The sequence below is a fragment of the Flavobacterium sp. AC274 genome, assembly GCF_979258275.1.
Genome location: NZ_OZ409852.1, coordinates 674,959 through 699,061 on the forward strand (window position 1 = coordinate 674,959; position 24,103 = coordinate 699,061).

Annotated in this window: 19 protein-coding genes and 2 pseudogenes; 16 read left to right on the top strand and 5 right to left on the bottom strand. The window is 34.6% G+C overall.

The window, feature by feature from the left end; translation table 11 throughout:
- The first annotated feature begins 2 nt into the window (after positions 1-2).
- From ACZZZT_RS03055 to ACZZZT_RS03100, 10 genes and pseudogenes are all read left to right on the top strand, one after another.
- Positions 3-913: pseudogene (locus tag ACZZZT_RS03055) on the top strand (NAD(P)/FAD-dependent oxidoreductase).
- Positions 914-1,089: 176 nt separating this feature from the next.
- The gene (locus ACZZZT_RS03060; RefSeq protein ID WP_463459367.1) at positions 1,090-3,348 is read left to right on the top strand and encodes a TonB-dependent receptor; all 2,259 of its coding nucleotides are present in this window, start codon (positions 1,090-1,092) and stop codon (positions 3,346-3,348) included.
- A 173-nt stretch (positions 3,349-3,521) separates the two neighbouring features.
- Complete coding sequence (locus ACZZZT_RS03065) at positions 3,522-3,986, top strand: thioredoxin family protein (protein ID WP_463459368.1); 465 nt, start codon at positions 3,522-3,524, stop codon at positions 3,984-3,986.
- 18 nt (positions 3,987-4,004) lie between these two features.
- Positions 4,005-5,174: a lycopene cyclase family protein gene (locus ACZZZT_RS03070; RefSeq protein ID WP_463459369.1), complete on the top strand. Its 1,170-nt coding sequence runs from the start codon at positions 4,005-4,007 to the stop codon at positions 5,172-5,174.
- 244 nt (positions 5,175-5,418) lie between these two features.
- Positions 5,419-5,844: an ArsR/SmtB family transcription factor gene (locus tag ACZZZT_RS03075; protein WP_159438468.1), complete on the top strand. Its 426-nt coding sequence runs from the start codon at positions 5,419-5,421 to the stop codon at positions 5,842-5,844.
- A gap of 165 nt (positions 5,845-6,009) precedes the next feature.
- The gene (locus ACZZZT_RS03080; protein WP_029271207.1) at positions 6,010-6,420 is read left to right on the top strand and encodes a BrxA/BrxB family bacilliredoxin; all 411 of its coding nucleotides are present in this window, start codon (positions 6,010-6,012) and stop codon (positions 6,418-6,420) included.
- Between the two features lie 209 nt (positions 6,421-6,629).
- Positions 6,630-7,988: an oxygen-dependent tRNA uridine(34) hydroxylase TrhO gene (gene trhO, locus ACZZZT_RS03085; RefSeq protein ID WP_463459370.1), complete on the top strand. Its 1,359-nt coding sequence runs from the start codon at positions 6,630-6,632 to the stop codon at positions 7,986-7,988.
- A gap of 24 nt (positions 7,989-8,012) precedes the next feature.
- On the top strand, positions 8,013-8,447 hold the full coding sequence (gene tnpA / locus ACZZZT_RS03090) for an IS200/IS605 family transposase (protein WP_463459371.1): 435 nt from the start codon (positions 8,013-8,015) through the stop codon (positions 8,445-8,447).
- A 483-nt stretch (positions 8,448-8,930) separates the two neighbouring features.
- Positions 8,931-10,172 carry a peptidase U32 family protein gene (locus tag ACZZZT_RS03095; RefSeq protein ID WP_463459372.1) on the top strand — a complete coding sequence of 414 codons (1,242 nt, stop codon included), beginning with the start codon at positions 8,931-8,933 and terminating at the stop codon, positions 10,170-10,172.
- Complete coding sequence (locus ACZZZT_RS03100) at positions 10,172-10,402, top strand: ferredoxin (protein ID WP_302094030.1); 231 nt, start codon at positions 10,172-10,174, stop codon at positions 10,400-10,402. Before ACZZZT_RS03095 ends, ACZZZT_RS03100 begins: the two co-directional genes overlap by 1 nt.
- A gap of 48 nt (positions 10,403-10,450) precedes the next feature.
- Here ACZZZT_RS03100 and ACZZZT_RS03105 read toward each other — a convergent pair whose 3' ends face one another.
- The 5 genes from ACZZZT_RS03105 to ACZZZT_RS03125 all read right to left on the bottom strand — a co-directional run bounded on the left by ACZZZT_RS03105 (position 10,451) and on the right by ACZZZT_RS03125 (position 14,578).
- Entirely contained in the window at positions 10,451-10,825 is a 375-nt protein-coding gene (locus ACZZZT_RS03105) for a hypothetical protein (RefSeq protein WP_463459373.1), read from the bottom strand.
- A 20-nt stretch (positions 10,826-10,845) separates the two neighbouring features.
- Positions 10,846-11,478 carry a hypothetical protein gene (locus ACZZZT_RS03110; protein WP_463459374.1) on the bottom strand — a complete coding sequence of 211 codons (633 nt, stop codon included), beginning with the start codon at positions 11,476-11,478 and terminating at the stop codon, positions 10,846-10,848.
- 89 nt (positions 11,479-11,567) lie between these two features.
- On the bottom strand, positions 11,568-11,873 hold the full coding sequence (locus ACZZZT_RS03115; protein WP_463459375.1) for a hypothetical protein: 306 nt from the start codon (positions 11,871-11,873) through the stop codon (positions 11,568-11,570).
- A 159-nt stretch (positions 11,874-12,032) separates the two neighbouring features.
- A complete protein-coding gene (locus tag ACZZZT_RS03120) occupies positions 12,033-13,376 on the bottom strand; it encodes an ankyrin repeat domain-containing protein (protein WP_463459376.1) in 1,344 nt (447 codons plus the stop codon).
- 26 nt (positions 13,377-13,402) lie between these two features.
- Positions 13,403-14,578, bottom strand: a complete 1,176-nt coding sequence (locus tag ACZZZT_RS03125; protein WP_463459377.1) for an ankyrin repeat domain-containing protein — start codon at positions 14,576-14,578, stop codon at positions 13,403-13,405.
- 363 nt (positions 14,579-14,941) lie between these two features.
- On the opposite strand from ACZZZT_RS03125, the gene ACZZZT_RS03130 reads away from it, so the two are divergent.
- The 6 genes and pseudogenes from ACZZZT_RS03130 to ACZZZT_RS03155 all read left to right on the top strand — a co-directional run bounded on the left by ACZZZT_RS03130 (position 14,942) and on the right by ACZZZT_RS03155 (position 24,028).
- Positions 14,942-16,279 (top strand): PSP1 domain-containing protein, encoded by a 1,338-nt coding sequence (locus ACZZZT_RS03130; protein ID WP_042563577.1) that lies wholly within the window; start codon positions 14,942-14,944, stop codon positions 16,277-16,279.
- Positions 16,263-16,741 (top strand): annotated as a pseudogene (locus tag ACZZZT_RS03135) (gliding motility lipoprotein GldH). Before ACZZZT_RS03130 ends, ACZZZT_RS03135 begins: the two are co-directional and overlap by 17 nt.
- A gap of 10 nt (positions 16,742-16,751) precedes the next feature.
- Entirely contained in the window at positions 16,752-19,055 is a 2,304-nt protein-coding gene (locus tag ACZZZT_RS03140; RefSeq protein ID WP_042563575.1) for a penicillin-binding protein 1A, read from the top strand.
- A gap of 261 nt (positions 19,056-19,316) precedes the next feature.
- Positions 19,317-20,018 (top strand): CoA transferase subunit A, encoded by a 702-nt coding sequence (locus ACZZZT_RS03145; RefSeq protein ID WP_073394369.1) that lies wholly within the window; start codon positions 19,317-19,319, stop codon positions 20,016-20,018.
- Between the two features lie 222 nt (positions 20,019-20,240).
- Positions 20,241-20,894, top strand: coding sequence for a 3-oxoacid CoA-transferase subunit B (locus tag ACZZZT_RS03150; RefSeq protein ID WP_073394368.1), 654 nt, complete (start codon positions 20,241-20,243; stop codon positions 20,892-20,894).
- A gap of 362 nt (positions 20,895-21,256) precedes the next feature.
- A complete protein-coding gene (locus ACZZZT_RS03155) occupies positions 21,257-24,028 on the top strand; it encodes a M4 family metallopeptidase (RefSeq protein ID WP_463459378.1) in 2,772 nt (923 codons plus the stop codon).
- The last annotated feature ends 75 nt before the right edge of the window (positions 24,029-24,103 follow it).

The window sequence follows — 24,103 nt, forward strand, 5'->3', positions numbered from 1 at the left end:
GTATGATACAGCAAAAAGATTTTGAAATAATTATTGTTGGTGGAAGTTACAGTGGACTTTCAGCAGCTATGAGTTTAGGTCGTTCTTTGCGACAAGTGTTGGTTATAGACAGTGGTTTGCCTTGCAACAGACAAACCCCGCATTCTCATAATTTTATTACGCACGACGGTGAAAAGCCTGCTGTTATTTCGGCGAAAGCCAAAATACAAGTTGACTTTTATAATACAGTTCAGTTTTATAGCGGAACTGTCGTAGATGCAATTAAAACCGAAAAGGGTTTTGAAATTAAAATGGTAAATGGAAAAACATTTGCTTCAAAAAAATACTATTTGCAACCGGAGTTAAAGATTTGCTTCCGGAAATAGAAGGGTTTGCAGATTGCTGGGGAATTTCCGTTTTGCATTGTCCGTATTGTCACGGTTACGAAGTGAAAAAAGAGAGAACCGCAATTATTGCCAATGGCGAAATGGGATTTGAATATGCGAAGTTAATCTCAAACTGGACAAAAGAATTAAGATTATTAACCAACGGACAATCAACTTTAACATCAGAACAAACTAAGATTCTTAAGAAACATCAAATTGAAATTATTGAAGACGAGGTTGATTCATTGGAACATGAAAATGGGAATATTCAAAGTGTCGTCTTCAAAAATCAAACAAAAATTGAGGTAAAAGCCATTTATCACAGACCACCTTTTGAACAGCATTGTTCTTTACCGGAAACTTTAGGATGCGAATTAACAGAACAAGGTTTAATAAAGGTTGATATGATGCAGAAAACCAATATTCTTGGCATATATGCAAGTGGGGATTGTGTGATTCAGGCTCGATCTGTGGCAATGGCAGTTTCTTCGGGGTCTTTCGCCGGAGCTTCTATTAATAGAGAACTTATTGAAGAATCATTTATTTGATTTTTTCGCCACGAATTGCACTAATTTTCTCGAATTTAATTTGTGTCAATTCGTGCAATTCGTGGCGAAAAACACTTCCAAATAGCTGAATCAAAACACTTTTAAAAGTTTTTAGCTCGAGAATTGTTATTTGTCAAATTTAATTTTTAGTTTTGTCTAAATTTAATTTTATAATAATGAAAAACTCAATATTAGTATTGATTTTGTTTACTTTACAATTCTCGTTTGCTCAGGAAACCACTTCTGTATCTGGTTTTGTATCTGGCGAAGGAAGAAAGATACAAGCCGCAAGTGTATATTTACAGGGAACCAACCAAAAAACAGTTACGGATAGTTTGGGATATTATTCGTTAGAAAATGTTGCTATAGGAAATCATACTATTCAGATTTCTTATTTAGGTTTTCAAACTTTAAAAAAGAAAATAGAAGTCACAAAAGATTCTATTAATACATTCAATTTTGAATTAACAGATAATCAAAATCAGCTAAACGAGGTTGTTGTTTCAGGAACCTTAAAAGCGGTGAAACGATTAGAAAGTGCCGTTCCGGTTGAGGTTTATTCACCGGTTTTCTTCAAGAAAAACCCAACAGCTAGTATTTATGAAGCGCTTCAAAATATTAATGGCGTTCGGCCACAGCTTAATTGCGGTGTTTGTAATACAGGCGATATTCACATTAACGGATTGGAAGGTCCGTATACATTGGTTTTGATTGATGGAATGCCTATCGTAAGCAGTCTTTCGACGGTTTATGGTTTATCCGGAATTCCGAATTCTTTGGTGGAAAGAATTGAAATTGTAAAAGGTCCCGCTTCGTCATTGTACGGAAGCGAGGCTGTTGGCGGTTTGATTAATATTATTACTAAAAACCCAACAACTGCTCCGGTGTTTTCTGCGGATTATTTTACCACCACTTATTTTGAAAGTAATCTTGATTTGGGAACGAAGTTTAACGTTGGAAAAGCAACTTCTCTTATAGGCGTCAATTACTTCAATTACGATCAGGTGATCGATAAAGACAAGGATAATTTTACCGATGTAACGCTTTCTGAACGAATTTCGGTTTTTAATAAATGGAATTTTCGAAGAAATAACAATCGTCTTTTTACGATTGCAGCACGCGGAATGTATGAAGATCGCTGGGGCGGAGATGTTCGCTGGGAAAAGAAATACCGAGGCGGAGATGAAATTTATGGCGAAAGCATTTATACCAAAAGAGGAGAATTAATAGGAAGCTATCAATTGCCTTTTGAAGAAAAACTGATGCTTTCGTTCTCCGGAAATGTCCATTATCAGGATAGTCGTTACGGAACAACATCGTATATCGCGAATCAAAAAATTGGTTTTTTGCAATTGACCTGGGATAAAAAAATAGGTCGAAATGATTTTCTTGCCGGAATCGCCAATCGATATTCGTATTATGACGATAATACTACAGCAACAAAGGAAGCAGAAAGTACATGGCTGCCCGGAATTTTTGTTCAGGATGAAATTACCCTTTCACCAAAAAGTCAGGTTTTGTTGGGAATGCGTTACGATTACAACTCTATTCACGGTTCTATTTTTACACCGAGATTTGCTTACAGATGGAAAAAGAATGAGAATACCATTTTTAGATTCAACGCCGGAACCGGATTTAGGGTTGTCAATTTATTTACAGAAGATCATGCAGCACTTACGGGTTCGAGAGATGTTGTGATAAAAAGTGATTTGAAACCGGAACAATCCATCAATGCAAATTTGAATTATATTCAAAAGATAAACTTTACCAACGGAACTTTTATAGGAATTGAAACCACGGCTTTTTATACCCGATTCAGTAATAAAATCATATCAGATTATGAAACTGACCCCAACAAAATCATTTATGACAATATCAACGGTTATGCGATAAGCCAGGGAATCAGCACGAATGTTGATGTGAATTTTCCAACGGGATTAAAATTAATTTTAGGCGCAACAGTTCTGGATAATAAAAATGTAAAAAACGGAATTTCTGAAAGACCATTTTTAACGGAAAAATTTACCGGAACCTGGAGCATTTCATATAAAATAGAATCCTTAAATTTATTGTTGGATTATACAGGAAATGTTTACAGTCCGATGAAATTGCCTTTATTGAGCGAATATGATCCGAGAAGTCCAGAATCTCCCTGGTACAGTATTCAGAATATTCAGTTTACGTATTCCGGATGGAAGAATTTTGAGATTTACGGCGGAATCAAGAATCTCTTGAATTTTACCCCAAAACAAAATAATCCGTTTTTGATTTCAAGAACCAATGATCCTTTTGATAAAAACGTACAATATGATTCGGCAGGAAAAGTTCTGGTTACACCCGATAATCCGTACGGTTTAACTTTTGACACAACTTATGTTTATGGTCAAAACCAGACAATTCGTGGTTTTTTTGGATTGCGATATACTTTGAGGTAAAATGATATGCTACAGATTTCACAGATTAAAAGGATTTTTTTTCGCCACGAATTACACGAATTATCCCGAATTTAATTAGTGAAAATTGGTGAAATTCGTGGCAAACTTTCTTTCAAAATCCTTTTAATCTACCACTCCCGATAGCAATCGGGAGTGGCAAAAAGCAAAACAAAATGAAAAAACTAGCATTAATTATCTTCTTTTTTGGAATAACTTCAAATGGATTTTGCCAATTAAAAAGCAGAACTTTTGAGGCGATTGATAGTTTACAACAACTTCAAAAGAGAAAAATTGTCGTTTTTATTCATACTGATTGGTGCCAGTTTTGCCAAAGAATGAAAAATACGACTTTCAAAAATCAGGAAATTATTGATAAACTGAATTCAGATTTTTACTTTATCGATTTTAATGCAGAAGAAAAAAAGGAAGTTACGTTTAATAACCAGCTTTTTAAATATCAGCCAACAGGAAATAATGTTGGTGTTCATGAACTTGCTTTGCAATTAGGAACCATCAACGGCCAAATTGTATATCCGGTTTTATGTGTTTTGAATGAGAAAAACGAAATCATTCTGCAATACAATAATTATCTCAATTCTACCAGTTTTAAACTGCTTTTAGAAAAATTGAAAGAATAAAAATCCTTATTTTTGAAAATGGATTCTTCACAAATCAAACACTTCGATTACATCTTTACCGGAACAGGTTTAGCAGCTTTGATGACCGTTTATAAAATGGTTTTGTCCGGAAATTTTGCAGATAAGTCTATTTTACTTTTAGATGAAAATCAAAAGAAAACCAATGACAGGACCTGGTGTTTTTGGGAAAAAGAAGAATCTGTCTGGAATTCTATCATCTCAAAAAAATGGGATTTGGCGTTATTTGCCAATGAGAATTTTAAACGTGATTTGGCGTTGAAGCCTTATCAATACAATCAAATTCGAGGTTTAGATTTTTATAATTTTGTTTTTGATGAAATTTCGAACCAATCTAATATTGTTTTTGTACAAGAAAAAGTAACCGATATCAACGAACTTGAAACGCACGTTTTTATCGGAACAGAAGAAAACCGATACACTTGTAATTATCTCTTCAATAGCATTTATACCAAAGCTTTTGCTTTAACTCAAAGCAAATACCCGGTTTTGCAACAGCATTTTGTAGGTTGGTTTGTGAAAATTGAAGCTGAAATCTTCAATCGGGAACAAGCGACTTTCATGGATTTTTCGGTAGAGCAAAAAGACAATACCCGTTTTATGTACGTTTTGCCAACTTCTAAAACAGAAGCTTTGGTTGAATATACTTTGTTTTCAGAGAATCTGCTTTCAAAAGAAGAATATGAAAAAGAAATTCAGCTTTATCTACAAAAACTTGGGGCTCAACAATATGAAATTTCAGAAAAGGAGCAGGGAAGTATTCCAATGACATGTTATCCTTTTTGGGAGAAAAACACCAAACGCGTTCTGAATATTGGAACGGCCGGCGGCTGGACAAAAGCAAGTACGGGTTATACTTTTAAAAACTCCGATAAAAAATCAACCCAATTAGTAGCGTTTCTTCAAAGTGATTCTTCGACTCCGCTCAGAATGACAAAATTTCATAAAAAAAACCGTTTTTGGTTCTATGATTTATTGCTTTTGGATATTTTGTATCGTCATAACGAATTGGGAAGTGCTATTTTTTCTTCTTTATTTAGAAAAGGTAATCCGTCTTTGATTTTTAAGTTTCTGGATGAAGAAACAAACTTAATAGAAGATTTTAAAGTGATTTTAAAATGTCCTAAAATGCCATTTATTAAGGCTTTGTTTCGGGTAATATTTGCTTAGAATTTTTTTCACGCAGATTTGTTTTGATTTTTTATGGAATAACTTTAAATAAATCTGTGCGGATCTGCTTAAATCTTCCAAATCTGCGTGTAATTTCTTTGCCTCTGTAAAAATGCCCTATTCTTTTATTTTAAGAACTTCTACAGGCGACTAAAGACTCACTCAACATCTAATTTTGCCGATGAAAACAATGTAAATCTGGCTTAATCGCTCATTTACGATAATGAATTTAATTGGCAAATTTATGGGAATTACAAAACACTTAAATTTTGATATAGAAACAAAGGCAATAGGAAAAATTTGCAAAGCACTTGGACATCCAACGCGAATTCAAATTATGACCCTTTTGTGGAAAAGAAACAATAGAACTTGTGGTGAAATTGTTGAACTGATTCCATTAGCACAATCAACAATTTCGAAGCATTTACTGGAATTAAAAAAAGCAAATTTGGTAAGCATAAAAAATGAAGGGAAGAAAACAATCTATTCTATCGACGTTGACAATATAGAAATACTTAAAAAATATTTGACCAGTTACCTTTCAACTATTGAAATTGCAGAACAAAATAAAGCAACTGTTTTAACTACACGACACAGAATAAGCAGAAACAGCCATTTGAAAGAACACAATTATCAATTTGCTCATAAAAAGATAAAAGAGGCAATTTAGATTTTACTAGTAGAATTATTGAAAAAACACTGCATGTATTTATATCATTTTGTTTGATTTAAATCTCATATCGAACTATAACAAAACTTTATACTTCAAATTTACTAGTTGCGAGTAATCTTTGTAACTTTGCAAGATCAAAAGTAAAATTTAAAAGATAAAAATATGTATCCAGAAGAAATGGTAAAACCAATGCAAGCTGAACTTACTGCTGCAGGTTTTCAAGATTTACATAGTGCTGACGCTGTAGATAATGCTATCAAAGCTGAAGGTACCACTTTAGTTGTTGTAAACTCTGTTTGTGGTTGTGCTGCAAGAAACGCACGTCCGGGAGCAAAAATGAGTTTAGAAGGAGCTAAAAAACCAGATCACTTAATTACTGTATTTGCAGGTGTAGATAAAGAAGCTGTTGATGCTGCAAGACAACATATGTTTCCTTTTCCTCCATCTTCGCCATCTATGGCTTTGTTCAAAAACGGAGAATTGGTTCACATGTTAGAGCGTCACCACATCGAAGGTCGCCCGGCAGAATTAATCGCTGAGAATTTGCAAGATGCGTTTAACGAGTATTGTTAATTAGGTTCAAAGAAGCAAAGGTACAGAGGTACAAAGATTTTGAAAGGCACTATAGAAATATAGTGCTTTTTCTTTTTATTGACTTTTTTAAAACCTTGAGCCTTTGTAACTCTGTACCTTTGTAACTAATAAAGCCTTTGCAACTTTGAACCTTTTTCCCTACTTTTGCACCTCAAAAAATAATTTCTAAACTTAAAACTGTTTATAGCATGCAACTGTACAACACTTTGAGCGCAGAAGAAAGAGCCATCATGATTGATGATGCCGGTAAACAACGACTAACGTTGTCTTTCTATGCGTATGCCAAAATTCAAGATCCCAAAAAATTTCGCGACGATTTATTTTTAGCCTGGAATAAGCTCGATGCTTTAGGCCGAATTTATGTTGCCAATGAAGGAATAAATGCTCAAATGAGTATTCCTGAAGAAAATTTAGAAGCTTTTAGAGCAACTCTTGAAGTTTATGATTTCATGAAAGGCATACGATTAAATGAAGCCGTAGAACATGATGATCATTCCTTTTTAAAACTTACGATTAAAGTTCGCGATAAAATCGTTGCTGACGGTTTAAACGATGAAACTTTTGATGTCACAGATATTGGCGTTCACCTGAAAGCCAAAGAATTCAACGATATCCTTGATGATCCAAACACAATTGTAGTAGATTTTAGAAATCACTATGAAAGTGAAGTGGGGCATTTTAAAGGCGCGATTACTCCCGATGTTGAAACTTTTAGAGAGAGTTTACCAATAATCAACGAACAACTTCAAAATCATAAAGAAGATAAAAACCTTGTAATGTATTGTACAGGCGGAATTCGCTGTGAAAAAGCAAGTGCATATTTTAAACATCAGGGATTTAAAAATGTGTATCAATTAGAAGGTGGAATTATCAATTACGCCAAACAAATTGAGGCCGAAGGTTTAGAAAGCAAATTCATCGGAAAAAACTTTGTATTCGATAATCGTCTGGGCGAAAGAATTACCGATGATATTATCTCACAATGCCACCAATGCGGAAAACCTTGTGATAATCATACCAATTGCGAAAACGACGGATGCCATTTATTGTTCATTCAATGTGATGAATGTAAAACGGCAATGGAAAACTGCTGTTCTACAGAATGTCTGGACATTATTCATATGCATTTGGTAGATCAGGTTCGTTTGAGAACCGGAAAACAGGTTGGAAACAAAGTTTTTAGAAAAGGAAAATCTGAGAACCTAAAATTCAAACATTCAGGCGAGTTACCAAATACTGCCTTGGCTTCATCCGAAAAGCCGGCTGATATTCGTCAAAAAATCAAAATCAAAAAAGTACTTCTTGGCAAAGCCGAACATTATTATGTAAAAGCGCAAGTTGCACAATTTACTATCGAAAATCAAGAACTAAACATTGGTGATAAAATCTTAATTTCCGGACCCACTACAGGTAATCAGGAATTGGTTTTAGAAAAAATGATCGTTGACGGCGCAGAAACTACGACTGCTAAAATTGGAGATAAAGTTACTTTTGAGATACCATTTCGCATTCGTTTGTCAGATAAATTGTATAAAATTGTAAATTAGCAAAAATTTTATGCTAATTTATTTATGTCACAGTCTTTTACCAAATTATGGATTCATGTAATTTGGGCAACAAAAAATCGTCAGGAATTAATTGATTATTCAATTGACAAAAAATTGTACGATTTCATTCATGAAGAGTTAATTCATCTAGGTTGCCCTGTTAGAATCATAAATGGAATGCCAGATCATGTGCATGTTTTATTTTTACAAAATCCACAAAAAACAATCTCAGATATTGTAAAGCAAATAAAAGGAAGTTCTTCTCATTTTATAAATAGAGGAGAATTTATCCTTGAAAAATTTGCCTGGCAAACAGGCTATGCGGCTTTTTCAGTCAGTGAATCTCAGTTAGATATCGTTTACCATTACATAAAAAATCAAAAGAAACATCATCTAAAGAAAAATGGTCAGGATGAATTTGATGAATTTGTAAAATTGCATGGATTGGGGAATAAATGAATGTTTAACAATCCGTCTCCCGTGTTTAAAACCACGGTTTATATTGAAATACCACACACAAAAGACAAAACATAGTCTGCGGTTTTAACCGCAGGACGCAAAGAATATCTGCAACGATATTATTATCCCGAAAGGTTGATCGACATCGATACGTTTCCCGTGGTTGAAACCACGGGTTATATTGAAATACCACACGCAAAAGGGAAAATATAGCCTGCGGTTTTAACCGCAGGGACACAAAGTATATCTGCAACGATACTAAATCTGGAAGGTTGATCGACATCGATACGTTTCCCGTGGTTGAAACCACGGGTTATATTAAAATTATGATAACCAATGTATATCTACAACGATATTACACCCTGGAAAGTTGATCGACATCGATACGTCTGCCGTGGTTGAATCCACGGGCTATATTTAAAAACATTGCGAAAGAAATAGTATAACCAACGGTTCAACCGTTGGAACATAATCTAAATAAAAATGACAACAAACAACAAAATCGAACTTATGGCTCCTGCGGGTAGCTTTGACTCACTTCAGGCTGCGCTAGACAATGGTGCAGATTCAATTTATTTTGGTGTAGAACAACTTAATATGCGTGCGCGTTCGACAGTGAATTTCACTATGGATGATTTGCAGGAAATCGCTAAACGTTGTGAGGTTAAAAATGTTCGAAGTTATCTAACTTTAAACACCATCATTTACGATCACGATTTATCTGTGGTAAAAACACTTTTGAACAAAGCCAAAGAAGCCAATATTACTGCGGTTATTGCATCTGACCAAGCGGTTATTGCCATGGCAAGAAGTATTTCGATGGAAGTTCATATTTCTACACAACTGAATGTGACCAATATTGAAACCATAAAATTCTACAGTTTATTTGCAGATACAATGGTTTTAAGTCGCGAATTGAGTTTACGTCAGGTAAAGAAAATTACGGACCAAATTGAAAAAGAGCAGATAAAAGGACCGAATGGGAATTTGGTAGAAATCGAGATTTTCGGACATGGCGCTTTGTGTATGGCGGTTTCGGGAAAATGCTATTTGAGTCTGCATTCGCATAATTCATCAGCAAATCGCGGGGCATGTAAGCAAAATTGCCGTAAAAAATATACCGTTATCGATCAGGAAACTGGTTTTGAGATTGAATTGGATAACGAATATATGATGTCGCCTAAAGATTTATGCACAATTGATTTTCTGGATCAGGTAATTGATTCCGGAATTCAGGTACTGAAAATCGAAGGTCGTGGCCGTGCGCCGGAATATGTAGCAACGGTTATCAAAACCTATCGTGAAGCAATTGATTCTTATTATGACAAATCATTTTCTAAAGAAAAAATCGAAGTTTGGATGGAAGCTTTGAATACGGTTTACAATCGCGGATTCTGGTCAGGATATTATTTGGGTCAGGAACTAGGCGAGTGGAGCGATATTCCGGGATCTGCGGCAACGCAAAAGAAGGTTTATGTTGGAAAAGGAACACATTATTTCCCAAAAGCAGAAGTTGGACAATTTAAAATTGAAGCTTATGATATAAAAATTGGAGACAAAATCCTGGTAACAGGACCAAGTACAGGTGCTCAGGAAATGATTATTGATGAAATGTATGTTGGAGATATTACTGCTGAAAAAGCAACAAAAGGAGATGATTGTACTTTAAAACTTCCGTTCCGAATCAGAATGTCTGATAAATTATATAAAATTGTTGAAGCATAATGGTTATCGTAACTTTACAAAGAGACAAATGCATTGGCTGTAACTATTGCGTCGAAATGGATCCGGTTCATTTTCAAATGTCCAAAAAAGATGGGAAATCAGTTTTGATTCATTCTGTAAATGCAAAAGGATTTTTTACTTTAAAATCTAATAATCATGCCATCGTTGAAAGTTTTGAATTGGCAGCGAAAGCTTGCCCAGTTAAGATTATTACGGTTAAGGAGACTTAGACATTATATAGAAAAGAAAAGAGCCGCAATTTGCGGCTCTTTTTATGTTTAAACTTCTTCAATACTTTCTGTTGTAATACTCTCCTCGATTTTATCCCATTCTTCGGCTGTCCAAAATAAGGCAATGTGAAGATTGTATAGGCCGATAGCGCCATAAATTAATGCACAAGTATAGTACAAACCGGTCGGCATATCTTGGTATAAAAAGTATATCGCCATTATGCCCAACAGTCCAAAAGCAATCCAAATACCAATTTTAAAATATAATATAAAAATATACAGTAAAATAACGGCTAAGATCAGATAAATTAAGTTTTCGCGGCTTAATCCGATTGCAATAAACTTGTAGATGCCATATACAGTTGCAAAAAATAAAATGAACAACTGAAGAAAAGATCGATTTTGCTGTTCTTTATCTTCCATTTCAAGATATTCAACATTACTTAAAGGGATGCTTTTGCGAAAAAAAGAAATAATGGAATTAAATTAATTACCGGGATAAAACTAAAAAAATAGATCCATAAAGGTCTTCTTCGTAATGCAGTTAATTGTAAAAGCAATAGCTGTGAAAACAGTAAGTATACAAATGCAACTTGAAAAATAATGCGAAAAAACTCAAATATACTATAGAAAATAATTTGAAATCTAGAACTCATATCACCAAACCAATGTTGGGAGAAGTTTTCTGTGAAGTTCAAATGAAGAGCAAATAAAGAAGTAAATAGAATTATAAAGTGCGCCGTGAACTTCTTGTTTGTTATAAATGAAGCAGAAGGCATTTTTATAAAATTCTTAAAAGAGAATCCAGCATCTGATAAAAATATAAAATAGAAAAAGGATAGTGGGATAAAAACATTTGAAACCGCATTTCCATAAGAATAAATAGGTGTAAGTAAATCGTTATTCAGAATTAATGATCCAAGTTTTTGATATATTGGACTGATGCTTACTATGGCAATAATTCCAATCAAATATCCTATTAGACTTAATTTTTTTCCATAAAGTATTTTTCCTCTCAATGCACCATATAAAGCATATGTTGGGAAAAAACTCATGATGAAATAAATAGTAGACAATGATTTTGGCGTTCCTGATCCATAAAAATTGGAATAAAGATACATCACATTCAAAGCTACAGATGGTAAGCAGATTAAAAGAACAAACTTTATTTTATCATATTTTTTTCATAGATTGCTTCCCAGCAAAGCATTATTATTGTAATTAATATGCTGATAAATCCATTAAGGATTTCTGCCCATATCGGTAATTCCTTAGCACTATTAAGAGGGTCAAGTAATTCAAGCATTCCATAACCTCCTGGTCTTGAAATGTAAAAATTATTTGTAATAAACTGCCTGATGATAAAAAGAATGGCAACAATAGCAAGAGGGTATAGAATATTTTTAAACTTTGAAAAATTAAAATGGTTAAAGTAGTTTGTTTCTTCGTTTAATACAATTTTATTGTTCATTAGGTTAAGGTTTGGTTTGGGATGGTTTTGGTTTTATGCTAAATCATAAATTATTGTAAACTTAACAAATTTTAGTACTTCTGGAATAAAAAAGTAAAACCCTATTTTGTGTTATCACAGAATAGGGTTTTACTTTTTTATTAAAACTTTATTTGATTATTATCCTTTTAAAATTTTACTTTTCTCAATATCAAATTCTTCTGCAGTTAATATTCCGGCATCTAAAAGTTCTTTCAAATCTAACAATGCTTTTTTCTTTCCTTCCATAGCGTTAGAAACATCAGTTTTTTGAGGTTCTTGTTGGTGAATTGGTGTAACAACAGTTCCTGAAGGAGCATATTTCAGAATCATTTCGGTAATTTCATTAAAACCTTTCACATTCGAATAATCAATCGCTTTTTGTTCTTTTACGTTTACAATTGAGGCATCGGCTTTGTTATCAAGTAAATATTTCACCACATCTTTCTTTCCGTTTGCTGCACTGTAATGCAAAGGCGTGTTCCCGGATTCATCCTGAATATTGATGTTTGCTCCAGCTTCAATTAGTAATTTTACCATGCTCAAATTACCTTTTTTGGTAGCCACATGCAAAAGACTTTCTCCGCCATAATTGTAAGTTGTGTTTAATGTAAAGCTAGATTCGTTAGAAATATTGGTAGCACTAACAATCCAATCCAGATAATCATTCATTGAAGATGTATCGCTGGCCAAAGGTTTACTGTAGTTTACATCAACTCCATTTTCTAAAAACAAAGAGACTATTTCCTTTTGATTATTTGCGCAAGCGTACCAAATAGGCGAATATCCATTATTATTGGATACAAAAACATCGGCTCCTCTTTCTACTAATAGTTTAGCAAGCATTCTGTTGGTTTCGTAACAGGCAATTAAAAGTGCGTTTTCTCCAGCATGATTTGCATGATTAATAGCTGCACCGTTATCAAGAAGCAGTGTCACCATCGGGATCGATTTTGTATAACAAGCATAAAGCAAAGGCGTATTTCCTTGTTTGTCGGTTACATTTATATCGGCGCCTTTATCTAAAAGCAATTGAATAATTTCTCGGTTTAATTTTGCAGATGCCAATAAAAGCGGAGTTTCACCATTGTTATTCAGTAAATTAACATCAATTCCCGTTTGAAGCAACTTTGTTGCAATTTCAATTTGAGCAGTCTGAACAACTAAATGCAAAAGACTATTTCCGTATTTATCGTTTTTGGTAATTTCCGCACCATTTTCTAAAAGATACAAAGCAGTTTGTTTCTGTTTTTGCAGACAGGCAAAGTATAACGGTGTTTCTCCCTGATGGTCTTCATAATTAATATCGGCGCCATCTTCGGTCAATATTTTTACAATATCCAAATATCCTCTGTGCGCGGCATAGTGTAATGCGGTTCTTCCTCGTTCGTCTGTATACTTTACATCAACTTCTTTATTTTGAAGAAGTAATTCGGCTATTTTTCTGTTGCCGTTTTCACAGGCAATTATAAATGACATTGACATGTATATGTTTTTTAGTAAATGATTATTTATTGTTTCATTAAAAGTTCAACCGTTTTAATTTTCAAATTATCACCAGAAGCCAGCATTAAGGCCGTTTCATCTTTATCATTGGTGATCGTAATATCAGCGCCCTGATCTAGTAATAATTTTACTTTTCTATAGGTTTCCTTTGCCATTTCGGCATCATAATTAACATTATAGGCACAAACTTTATGCAAAATGGTGTTTCCCTGATTGTCTTGCTCATTGATATCGAGAGAAACATTTTCCAAAACCGATTTCAGAATATCCGATTTCTTTTCCACAATAAAATCAATTCCGGATTTTGGTTGTCCGTAATGTTGAGCACAGAAATTCACATCGGCACCATCAGATAACAGTCTTTCAAGAAATGTAATATCGGTTGGCGAACCAGAAACAGAACTGATAAAATTAGTCAATAAAGTTCGTCCGTCTTTATTTACAATATTAAAATCAGGTGAAGAAACAGCTGCTAAAGCATCGTACATCTCATACGAAAACTGTTCTGCCACAGCATAATAAAAAGCAGTATTGTTGAGGTTGTCGGTTTCGTTAGGATCAGCACCATTTTCAAGCAAGAACGGTAAAATATCTTTTCTGGCCCTTTTAACAGCGCACATTAGCGGAGTTGTTCCAACAATATTTTTTTCGTTAATGTCAACACCGTTGTCTGTAAGTATAGAAATGTATTCTTTTGTTTTCTCTGTTTCCAAACCATAAGTATTTATAACAGAGTAGATGAGGTTTTCTTCGGCATTGTTTTTATACTGCGTATTTGCTCCAAAATTATCAATAAGGGTTTTTATGATTTTTGGAGGAGCACTTTTTTCCAGAAAATATCTTAGCAAAGTCTGATCGCTGATTTCATCATTAAGATTGTCCATTTTTGACATCAATGCTTCGAAAAATGAAAGCGATTCGTCATCATCTTTTAAATATCTGGTCAAAGGAGCAAAAATTGATTTGTCAAAACTGTCCAGTTCGTAAATATCGGTTTCAATAAATCCGGCATTTATTAATTTTTCGATGAAATCAATCTCTTTGGCTTCAATAATTTTGGCTGCGATTTGAGAAAAATTGTTTTTAAGATATTGTTCGTTAAATTTTTCTCCGTTATTTAGGCATTCTCTGGCCTCGTCAAATTTTCCCTGAAAAAGGAAACTTTCAATCTGGTTTTGCATTTGTAGTGGTATTTAAAATGAAGAATTAAGTTTGATTTTAAATCAGAATTGATAATTTAGGCGTTCCCGAATTATGTTGTAAGATAAAAACATAAAATTGATAAATATATTTCAGGATAAAAATTAAAAAGGATTTTTTTATATAATAAAATTGACGGAGTGAGCTTTTTTTGAAGAATATTTTTTAAAATTGAGGAGATAGAGAAGAGAATTAAAATGATTTTGATACCAAAAAAAGGCAGGTTTTTTATTTAACAACCCTTTAGAAGTAATCCATAAAAAGCAAACTAAAAAAAATACTATCTTTACCGATCAAACGTTTATGAACTTAAGCTGCGTTTTTGCAGCACTACATATATAATTATGGCATGTACAAGTTGTTCAACCTCAGATGGTGGCGCACCAAAGGGTTGTAAAAATAATGGGACTTGCGGCACCGATAGCTGCAATAAATTGACTGTTTTTGACTGGCTTGCGAACATGAGTCCGTCTAATGGAGAGGCGATTTTTGATTGTGTTGAGGTTCGTTTTAAAAACGGACGCAAGGAATTCTTTAGAAATTCAGAGAAATTAACTTTAAGTATTGGTGATATTGTAGCTACTGTTGCATCGCCAGGACATGATATTGGGATTGTTACTTTGACAGGAGAATTGGTAAAAATTCAAATGAAGAAAAAAGGTGTTAATCACGAAAGTAACGAAGTACCTAAAATATACCGAAAAGCTTCTCAAAAAGACATCGACATTTGGTCTGTAGCCCGTGATCGCGAAGAACCCATGAAAGTTCGTGCGCGTGAATTGGCAATTCAGCATAAATTGGAAATGAAGATTTCTGATATCGAATTTCAGGGAGATGGGTCAAAAGCTACTTTTTACTACACAGCAAATGACAGAGTCGATTTTAGACTTTTGATTAAAGATTTTGCTAAAGAATTTAGTACAAGAGTTGAAATGAAACAAGTAGGTTTCCGTCAGGAAGCAGCTCGTTTGGGAGGAATTGGTTCTTGCGGACGTGAACTTTGTTGTTCAACCTGGTTAACAGATTTTAGAAGTGTCAATACTTCTGCGGCGCGTTACCAACAGCTTTCGCTAAATCCCCAAAAATTAGCGGGACAATGCGGAAAATTAAAGTGTTGTTTAAACTACGAACTAGATACGTACATGGATGCGTTGAAGGATTTTCCGGATTACGATACTAAATTAGTTACCGAAAAAGGAGATGCCATTTGCCAAAAACAAGATATTTTTAAAGGCTTAATGTGGTTTGCTTACACCAATAATTTTGCAAACTGGCATGTTTTGAAAATTGATCAGGTAAAAGAAATTATTGCTGAAAATAAACTGAAAAACAAAGTTTCATCGCTTGAAGATTTTGCGATAGAAGTAGTTTCAGAACCTGAAAAAGATTTTAATAACGCAATGGGTCAGGAAAGTTTGACTCGTTTTGATCAGCCAAAAAGAAAGAAAAAACCAAATCGCAAACGAAAACCTAACGCTGAAGGTGCTGTAGTGGCTACTCCTGCCAAACCGCAACAAAGTAACAATAACAGCAATAAGCCTGCGGGAGGAGGAAATCCGAACAAAAACAAACAGAATAATAACAATAAACCAAATAATTCGAATAAGCCCAAATCGAATGATAACAAACCAGCTGAGCCGAGAAAACCTATAATTATTACTAAAAATGAGAATAAAAAATAGCGGAATTCTTCTTTTGGCAGCAATACTTCTTTTTCTTGTGATAAAAAAAGAGTATTTGATGAGTACAAATCTGTTGGAAGCGCCTGGCATAAAGACAGTATTGTAACCTTTGATCTGCCTGTTTTAGATTCTACCAAAAAATACAATTTATTTGTAAATTTGAGAGATAACAACAATTATCCCTTCAAAAATTTGTTTTTAATTGTTGCTATTGAAACGCCAAATGGTTTTACCAAAGTCGATACTTTAGAATACGAAATGGCTAAACCGGATGGAACCTTGTTAGGAAATGGTTTTACTGATATAAAAGAAAGTAAACTGTATTACAAAGAGGATGTTAAGTTTAGAGGAAAATACAAAGTACACATCAAACAAGCTGTTCGTGAATCGGGAAAAATTCCTGGTGTTGAAGCTTTAGAAGGTATTACAGACGTAGGTTTTAGAATAGAACAAAAAGATTAGATAAATAGTTATGGCCACCAAAAAAAACAATCAACCTAATAGTACTAAAGATATTAACTACTATAAAAAGAAATTCTGGAGATTTTTTGTCTACTTTTTATTAGGCATTCTGGCTTTCTTTTTATTCGCTTCGTGGGGACTTTTCGGATCGATGCCTTCTTTTGAAGATTTAGAAAACCCGGATTCTAACTTAGCGACCGAAATTATTTCTTCTGATGGAGTTGTAATTGGAAAGTATTTTAAAACCAACAGATCGCAGCTTAAATATTCGGATTTGCCAAAAAGCTTAGTTGAAGCGTTAGTTGCCACCGAAGATGCTCGTTTTTACGAACATTCCGGAATTGACGGACGCGGAACTTTAAGAGCCGTTTTTACTTTAGGAACAAATGGTGGAGCGAGTACTCTAACACAGCAATTAGCAAAGCAATTATTTCATGGTGAAGGTTCTAAGTTTTTGCCATTTAGAATTGTACAAAAAATAAAAGAATGGATTATTGCCATTCGTCTTGAAAGACAATACACGAAAAACGAAATTTTGGCCATGTATTGCAATGTTTACGACTTCGGAAATTATTCTGTTGGAGTAAGTTCTGCAGCACAAACCTATTTTTCGAAAGATCCAAAGGATTTAACAATGGACGAATCGGCTATTTTAGTCGGAATGTTCAAAAATTCAGGATTGTACAATCCGGTTCGTAATCCGCAAGGTGTAAAAAACCGTCGTAATGTTGTTCTTGCGCAGATGGAGAAAGCGAAGATGATTTCTACAGCAGAAAAAGAAAGATTACAAGCTTTACCAATTGCCTTGAAATTCAAATTAGAAAGCCACCGTGAAGGTACAGCAACTTATTTCAGAGAATATCTTCGTGATTACATGAAAAAATGGATGGCGGAGAACAAAAAACCAGACGGTTCTGATTATGATATCTACAAAGATGGTTTAAAAATTTATACCACTATCGATTCAAGAATGCAGCAATATGCTGAAGAAGCAGTTTCGGCGCACATGAAAAATTTGCAGCAGCAATTTTTCATCGAGCAAAAAAACAATAAAAATGCACCTTTCGTAAATATCACTCAGGCAGAAACGGAGAAATTGATGATGCAGGCCATGAAAAACTCAACGCGTTGGGCGATCATGAAAGATCTGGACAAAAGCGAAGACGATATTATTGCTTCATTCAAAGTAAAAACACAAATGCGCATTTTTACCTGGAAAGGAGAACGCGATACTATTATGACGCCGCTGGATTCTATTCGTTATTACAAACACTTTTTACAATCTGGTTTAATGGCGATGGAGCCACAAACCGGAAATATCAAAGCGTGGGTTGGTGGAATCAACTACAAATATTTCCAATACGATCACGTTGGGCAGGGAGCAAGACAAGTAGGTTCTACATTTAAACCTTTCGTTTATGCAACTGCTATTGAAGAATTAAATATGTCTCCTTGTGATTCCATTTTAGATGGGCCTTTTATGATTCATAAAGGACGCCACCATGTTACAGAAGATTGGGAGCCAAGAAACTCTGACAACAGATACCGCGGAATGGTAACTTTAAAACAAGGTTTAGCAAATTCGATCAATACCGTTTCTGCTAAATTAATAGATCGTGTTGGTCCAGAAGCCGTTGTGGAATTAACACATAAATTAGGTGTTAAAACCGAAATTCCCGCTCAGCCTTCTATTGCTTTAGGAGCTGTAGATATTACGGTTGAAGATATGGTTGCGGCTTACAGCACATTTGCAAATCAGGGAGTGTATGTAAAACCACAATTTTTAAGTCGTATCGAGAATAAAAGCGGTGAGGTTATTTATGAGCCAATTCCGGAATCACACGACGTTTTAAATAAAGACATCGCTTTTGCAGTAATCAAATTATTGCAGGGAGTTACAGAAACCGGTTCTGGTGCACGTTTACGTACGCAAGGCGGTGGAAGCGGAGATAATCGTTGGACAGGATATCCATACATGTTCAAAAATCCGATTGCGGGTAAAACAGGAACAACACAAAATCAATCAGATGGTTGGTTTATGGGAATGGTTCCAAACTTAGTAACAGGTGTTTGGGTTGGATGCGAAGATCGTTCGGCACGTTTTAAAAGTTTGACTTACGGACAAGGTGCAACAGCAGCTTTACCGGTTTGGGCTTACTTCATGAAATTGTGTTATGCCGATAAGAATTTACAAATTTCTAAATCAGAATTTGAGCGTCCGGCAAACCTTTCTATCAAAGTAGATTGTTACAGCGCACCAAAAGTAAAAGATACAACTACAACAGAACAAAATACAGACGAATTCGAATTATAGTTTAAAGTTCGGTTGTAAATAAAGTTATCCTTTTGTGATCTTCTGAAATCAGTCGAAAACAAAAGGATTTTTTTGAAATAAGTATAAAATTTTTTTATCGCAAAGTTCGCTAAGGTTTTATAAAGCTTTGCGAACTTTGCGTTTTTGTCTTTGTGAGCTTTGCGGTTAAACTAGCTATAGATTTATTTTTACGAAATCGTTATAATTTAATCTAAAAATGGTATTTTTATCAAAATTATACAGTAATAAAGTCAGTTTGTTATGATAACAAAAAAAGTGGATAGCGTGCAGGATGCTATAAAAGGAATTGAAAGCGGAATGACCATTATGTTTGGTGGTTTTGGTTTATGCGGAATTCCTGAAAATACTATTGCTGCTTTAGTAAACACATCAATTTCAGATTTAACTTGTATTTCGAATAATGCAGGAGTTGATGATTTTGGTTTAGGATTGCTTTTGCAGAAGAAACAAATCAAAAAAATGATTTCCTCGTACGTGGGTGAAAATGCAGAATTCGAACGTCAGATGCTTTCCGGTGAATTAGAAGTGGAGTTAACGCCACAAGGAACCCTTGCAGAACGTTGTCGTGCGGCCCAAGCGGGAATTCCAGCTTTCTTTACACCGGCAGGTTACGGAACCGAAGTAGCAGAAGGTAAAGAAGTTCGTGAGTTCAATGGAAAAATGCATATTATGGAAGAAGCTTTCAAAGCTGATTTTGCCATTGTAAAAGCATGGAAAGGTGACGAAGCTGGAAATCTTATTTTTAAAGGAACTGCCCGAAACTTTAATGCGTGTATGGCCGGAGCCGGAAAAATTACCATTGCCGAAGTTGAAGAACTGGTTCCTGTTGGAACTTTAGATCCAAATCAAATTCACATTCCGGGAATTATGGTACAACGCATTTTTCAGGGAGAAAAATTTGAGAAAAGAATTGAGCAACTTACTGTAAGACAGAGGAATTAGATAATTAGATAATTTGTCAATTAGATAATGAATTAGATAACGCAAAATTGTTGCGTTAAATAAATTTGATAATTGATATGTTATTGATTTTTATAAAATTACCTTAAATTACATAAAGTAAAATATTAGATAATTAGAAAATGTGATAATTAGAATTAATTAGATTGTTCAATGTTTAGGCATTATCTAATTATCTAATTTCCAAATTGACACATTGAGTTTATGTTAACAAAAGAAGATATAGCAAAACGAATTGCTAAAGAAGTAAAAGACAGATATTTTGTTAATCTGGGTATTGGGATTCCCACTTTGGTTGCAAATTATGTGAGAGAAGATATAGCAGTTGAGTTTCAGAGTGAAAACGGTGTTCTTGGCATGGGGCCTTTTCCTTTTGCAGGAGAAGAAGATGCTGATATTATCAATGCTGGAAAACAAACGATTACTACGCTTCCGGGAGCAAGTTTCTTTGATTCGGCCTTTAGTTTCGGAATGATTCGAAGTCAAAAAGTTGATTTAACTATTCTTGGCGCAATGGAAGTTTCTGAAAACGGAGATATTGCCAACTGGAAAATTCCGGGTAAAATGGTGAAAGGAATGGGAGGCGCAATGGATTTGGTGGCTTCTGCCGAAAATATCATTGTTGCAATGATGCACGTTAATAAAGCTGGAGAATCTAAAATTCTTAAAAAATGCACTTTGCCATTAACAGGCGTAGGATGCGTTAAAAAGGTTGTAACAGAGCTCGCAGTTCTCGAAGTGACTAAAAACGGTTTTAAGCTCTTAGAACGAGCGCCAGGTGTTTCTGTTGAGCGTATCATTGCATCAACCGAAGCAGAATTAATTATAGAAGGCGAAATTCCGGAAATGAACATTTAATTTTTTCTTTAAAACATATCCCTTTAAGGGCTGGCGTTTATGCCAGCCCTTTTTTTGTTGAATAAAATCAAAGCTATGTCAGGTTTTATTTCTTATATAATGATGTTTCTGTACTACTTTTTTTATATAAAAATTTAAATACCAACGAATTATCGATTTTAGGCTTTCTATTTTGAGAAATTCTTACAGTTTGTTAAATAAAAGTGAATTTAAAGTAAAAAGTGTTGCATTTTATCGATTAACGGCAAATTTCATCGACTATCTAACAAAATTAAAATACTTTTATCCTAAATTAAAGTATTTACTTACGATAAATGTTTTATTTGTAATCATTTAACCAAACTTTAAAAACCCCTTAAATTATGAGAAAAAAATTACCAGGAATCATGGCGACCGCCGTTGTTTTTACTTTTACAATCTCTTCATTTGCTCAGACAGATAAGCAAATAAGTCAGAAAAATGTTTCTGAAAACGGACAACCAAGTTTAATTACCTTTAATGAGAAATCAACTTACAAAGGCTCAGATGCTCAAAAAGTCTTTAAGGAGCAACTTGGTTTAAAAGACTCTCAATCTTTTGCAAAAATCAAAACCCAATCTGACAAACAAGGTTACACTCATGAAAAATTTCAATTGTATGAACAGGGAATCAAAGTTGAATTTGCCAATTATACCCTGCATTCAAAAGATGGAAAATTAGTATCGATGAATGGTGAATTCTACGATATCGAAAATGTTAAAACTACACCCAAACTTTCTTCTCAGGAAGCTTTCAACAGAGCACTTAGCTACACACATGCAACAGAATATCTTTGGGAAAAACCACAAGATGCTATAGCAATGGATTATGAAAAACCAAAAGGAGAGCTTGTTTTGTTGCCTGCAATGGAAGAACAGGGTGAAAAACGTACAACTGATAAAGTTCGTTTGGCTTACAAGTTTGACATTTATGCTACAAAACCTTTAAGCCGCGGAGATCTTTATATTGATGCTGAAACCGGAAAAGCATTGTTTTATAATGCAACTATAAAACATTTAAACGATAATGTGCATGCAAAGAAATCTTCTTCGGCAAATGCAGATAAAAATCTATCGGCTTCAAAAATGGCAATTGTTGCTGCCAATGCCGCGACTCGTTACAGCGGAACGCAAACAATACAAACTACTTTAAGCGGATCATCTTATATTTTATCAGATACATCTCGTGGTTTAGGCGTTCAAACTTATAATTCTGCAAGAACAGCTACTTACCCAACAACAAATTTTTCTGATGCCGATAATAACTGGACAGCAGCAGAATATAACAACACCAATAAAGACAATGGTGCTCTTGATGCACATTGGGGTGCAGAAAAAACATATGATTACTGGTCAACAGTACACAGTAGAAACAGTTTTGATGATGCCGGTGCTAAAATTAAAAGTTATGTACACTATAACTTAGTTGCTGCAGGATATTCAAGCAACAATAATGCGTTTTGGAACGGAAGCGTAATGACTTACGGAGACGGAACAGGAACAGGAGGATTTGATATTTTAACTTCTCTGGATGTTGCCGGACACGAAATTGGTCACGCTGTATGTACTTACACAGCAAACTTAGCCTACCAAAAAGAATCTGGAGCAATGAATGAAGCATTCTCTGATATTTGGGCAGCTTGTATTGAATATCATTCAGCACCTACAAAATCAATCTGGTTGGTTGGTGAAGATATCGAAAGAAGAAGCGGGCATGTTGCTTTGCGTTCTATGAGCGATCCAAATGCTGAGGGACAACCGGATACTTACGGTGGAACGTATTGGATAAACGTAAATTGTACTCCAACAAACAACAATGACCAATGTGGGGTACATACAAATTCGGGTGTTTTAAATCACTGGTTTTACATTTTATCTGTTGGTAAAACAGGAACGAATGATCTTGGAAACGCTTACAACGTAACAGGAATTACTCTTGATAAAGCTGAGAAAATTGCTTTTCGTTTAGAAAGCGAATATTTAGGAGCCAATTCGACTTATGCTAATGCAAGAACTTTTGGAATACAATCAGCTATTGAATTATATGGTGCAGGTTCTGCCGAAGTTATTGCAACAACAAACGCGTTTTACGCTGTTGGTGTTGGTGCGGCATATTCTGGCTCAACAGATACTGTAGCTCCTTCGGCTCCAACTTCTTTGGCAGCTTCTGGAACAACAGGTACAACAACCAATTTAACCTGGACAGCTTCTACAGACAATGTTGCAGTAACAGGTTACGATATTTATCAGGGAACAACTCTTAAAGGATCATCTGCAACAACATCTTACACAGTAACAGGATTAACAGCTTCAACGGCTTATACTTTTAGTGTAAAAGCGAAAGATGCTGCCGGAAATGTTTCAGCTTCAAGCAGTACAGTAAATGTTACTACTACCGCTGCAGGTATAACATATTGTACATCTCAAGGAAATAGTACTGCAGATGAAAGAATTAGTAAAGTTGTTTTTGGTACGATCAATAATACTTCGACAGGAACAACAGGCTACGAAAACTATACTGCAATTTCTACAAATGCAGCAAGAGGAACAGCTTATACAATTACAATTACACCGGTTTGGACGTCTACGACTTACAATGAAGGGTATGCAGTATTTATAGATTACAATCAGGATGGGGATTTCTCAGATTCTGGTGAAACGGTTTGGACAAAAGCAGCTTCAAAAACGACTCCGGTTACAGGATCAATTACAATTCCTGCAACAGCAACTCTTGGAACAACAAGATTGAGAGTTTCTATGAAATACAATGCAATTCCAACTTCTTGTGAGGCTTTCTCTTACGGACAAGTTGAAGACTACTCTATAAACATTACAGCTTCTGGAGCAATTGTTGAAGAAAGCATTACCGGAATAGCGGAAACTGTTGAAACTGCACGTTTTGCTTTATATCCAAATCCGGTTGAAAGCGAATTAAATATTTCAATTTCAGAAAGTAATGGATACACTTATAGAATTACAAACACACTGGGACAACAGCTAAGTTCAGGAGAACTTTATGGAAATCCAATTGATGTAAGTAAATTGGCTACCGGAATTTACTTAATTGAATTAAATAACGGTAGTAAAAAAATCGTGAAGAAATTCGCAAAAAAATAAAAAATTGTAATTTAAAAAAGGAAAGCCCCGTAATGGGGCTTTTTTTGTCAAAAGGTATTGAAAGCAAAATCAAAT

What these genes read in the sequence shown, in the direction of transcription:
- ACZZZT_RS03060 (WP_463459367.1), top strand. Translation starts at nt 1,090, where the DNA reads ATGAAAAACTCAATATTAGTATTGATTTTGTTTACTTTACAATTCTCG.
- ACZZZT_RS03065 (WP_463459368.1), top strand. Translation starts at nt 3,522, where the DNA reads ATGAAAAAACTAGCATTAATTATCTTCTTTTTTGGAATAACTTCAAAT.
- ACZZZT_RS03070 (WP_463459369.1), top strand. Translation starts at nt 4,005, where the DNA reads ATGGATTCTTCACAAATCAAACACTTCGATTACATCTTTACCGGAACA.
- ACZZZT_RS03075 (WP_159438468.1), top strand. Translation starts at nt 5,419, where the DNA reads ATGGGAATTACAAAACACTTAAATTTTGATATAGAAACAAAGGCAATA.
- ACZZZT_RS03080 (WP_029271207.1), top strand. Translation starts at nt 6,010, where the DNA reads ATGTATCCAGAAGAAATGGTAAAACCAATGCAAGCTGAACTTACTGCT.
- trhO (WP_463459370.1), top strand. Translation starts at nt 6,630, where the DNA reads ATGCAACTGTACAACACTTTGAGCGCAGAAGAAAGAGCCATCATGATT.
- tnpA (WP_463459371.1), top strand. Translation starts at nt 8,013, where the DNA reads ATGTCACAGTCTTTTACCAAATTATGGATTCATGTAATTTGGGCAACA.
- ACZZZT_RS03095 (WP_463459372.1), top strand. Translation starts at nt 8,931, where the DNA reads ATGACAACAAACAACAAAATCGAACTTATGGCTCCTGCGGGTAGCTTT.
- ACZZZT_RS03100 (WP_302094030.1), top strand. Translation starts at nt 10,172, where the DNA reads ATGGTTATCGTAACTTTACAAAGAGACAAATGCATTGGCTGTAACTAT.
- ACZZZT_RS03105 (WP_463459373.1), bottom strand. Translation starts at nt 10,825, where the DNA reads ATGGAAGATAAAGAACAGCAAAATCGATCTTTTCTTCAGTTGTTCATT.
- ACZZZT_RS03115 (WP_463459375.1), bottom strand. Translation starts at nt 11,873, where the DNA reads ATGAACAATAAAATTGTATTAAACGAAGAAACAAACTACTTTAACCAT.
- ACZZZT_RS03120 (WP_463459376.1), bottom strand. Translation starts at nt 13,376, where the DNA reads ATGTCAATGTCATTTATAATTGCCTGTGAAAACGGCAACAGAAAAATA.
- ACZZZT_RS03125 (WP_463459377.1), bottom strand. Translation starts at nt 14,578, where the DNA reads ATGCAAAACCAGATTGAAAGTTTCCTTTTTCAGGGAAAATTTGACGAG.
- ACZZZT_RS03130 (WP_042563577.1), top strand. Translation starts at nt 14,942, where the DNA reads ATGGCATGTACAAGTTGTTCAACCTCAGATGGTGGCGCACCAAAGGGT.
- ACZZZT_RS03140 (WP_042563575.1), top strand. Translation starts at nt 16,752, where the DNA reads ATGGCCACCAAAAAAAACAATCAACCTAATAGTACTAAAGATATTAAC.
- ACZZZT_RS03145 (WP_073394369.1), top strand. Translation starts at nt 19,317, where the DNA reads ATGATAACAAAAAAAGTGGATAGCGTGCAGGATGCTATAAAAGGAATT.
- ACZZZT_RS03150 (WP_073394368.1), top strand. Translation starts at nt 20,241, where the DNA reads ATGTTAACAAAAGAAGATATAGCAAAACGAATTGCTAAAGAAGTAAAA.
- ACZZZT_RS03155 (WP_463459378.1), top strand. Translation starts at nt 21,257, where the DNA reads ATGAGAAAAAAATTACCAGGAATCATGGCGACCGCCGTTGTTTTTACT.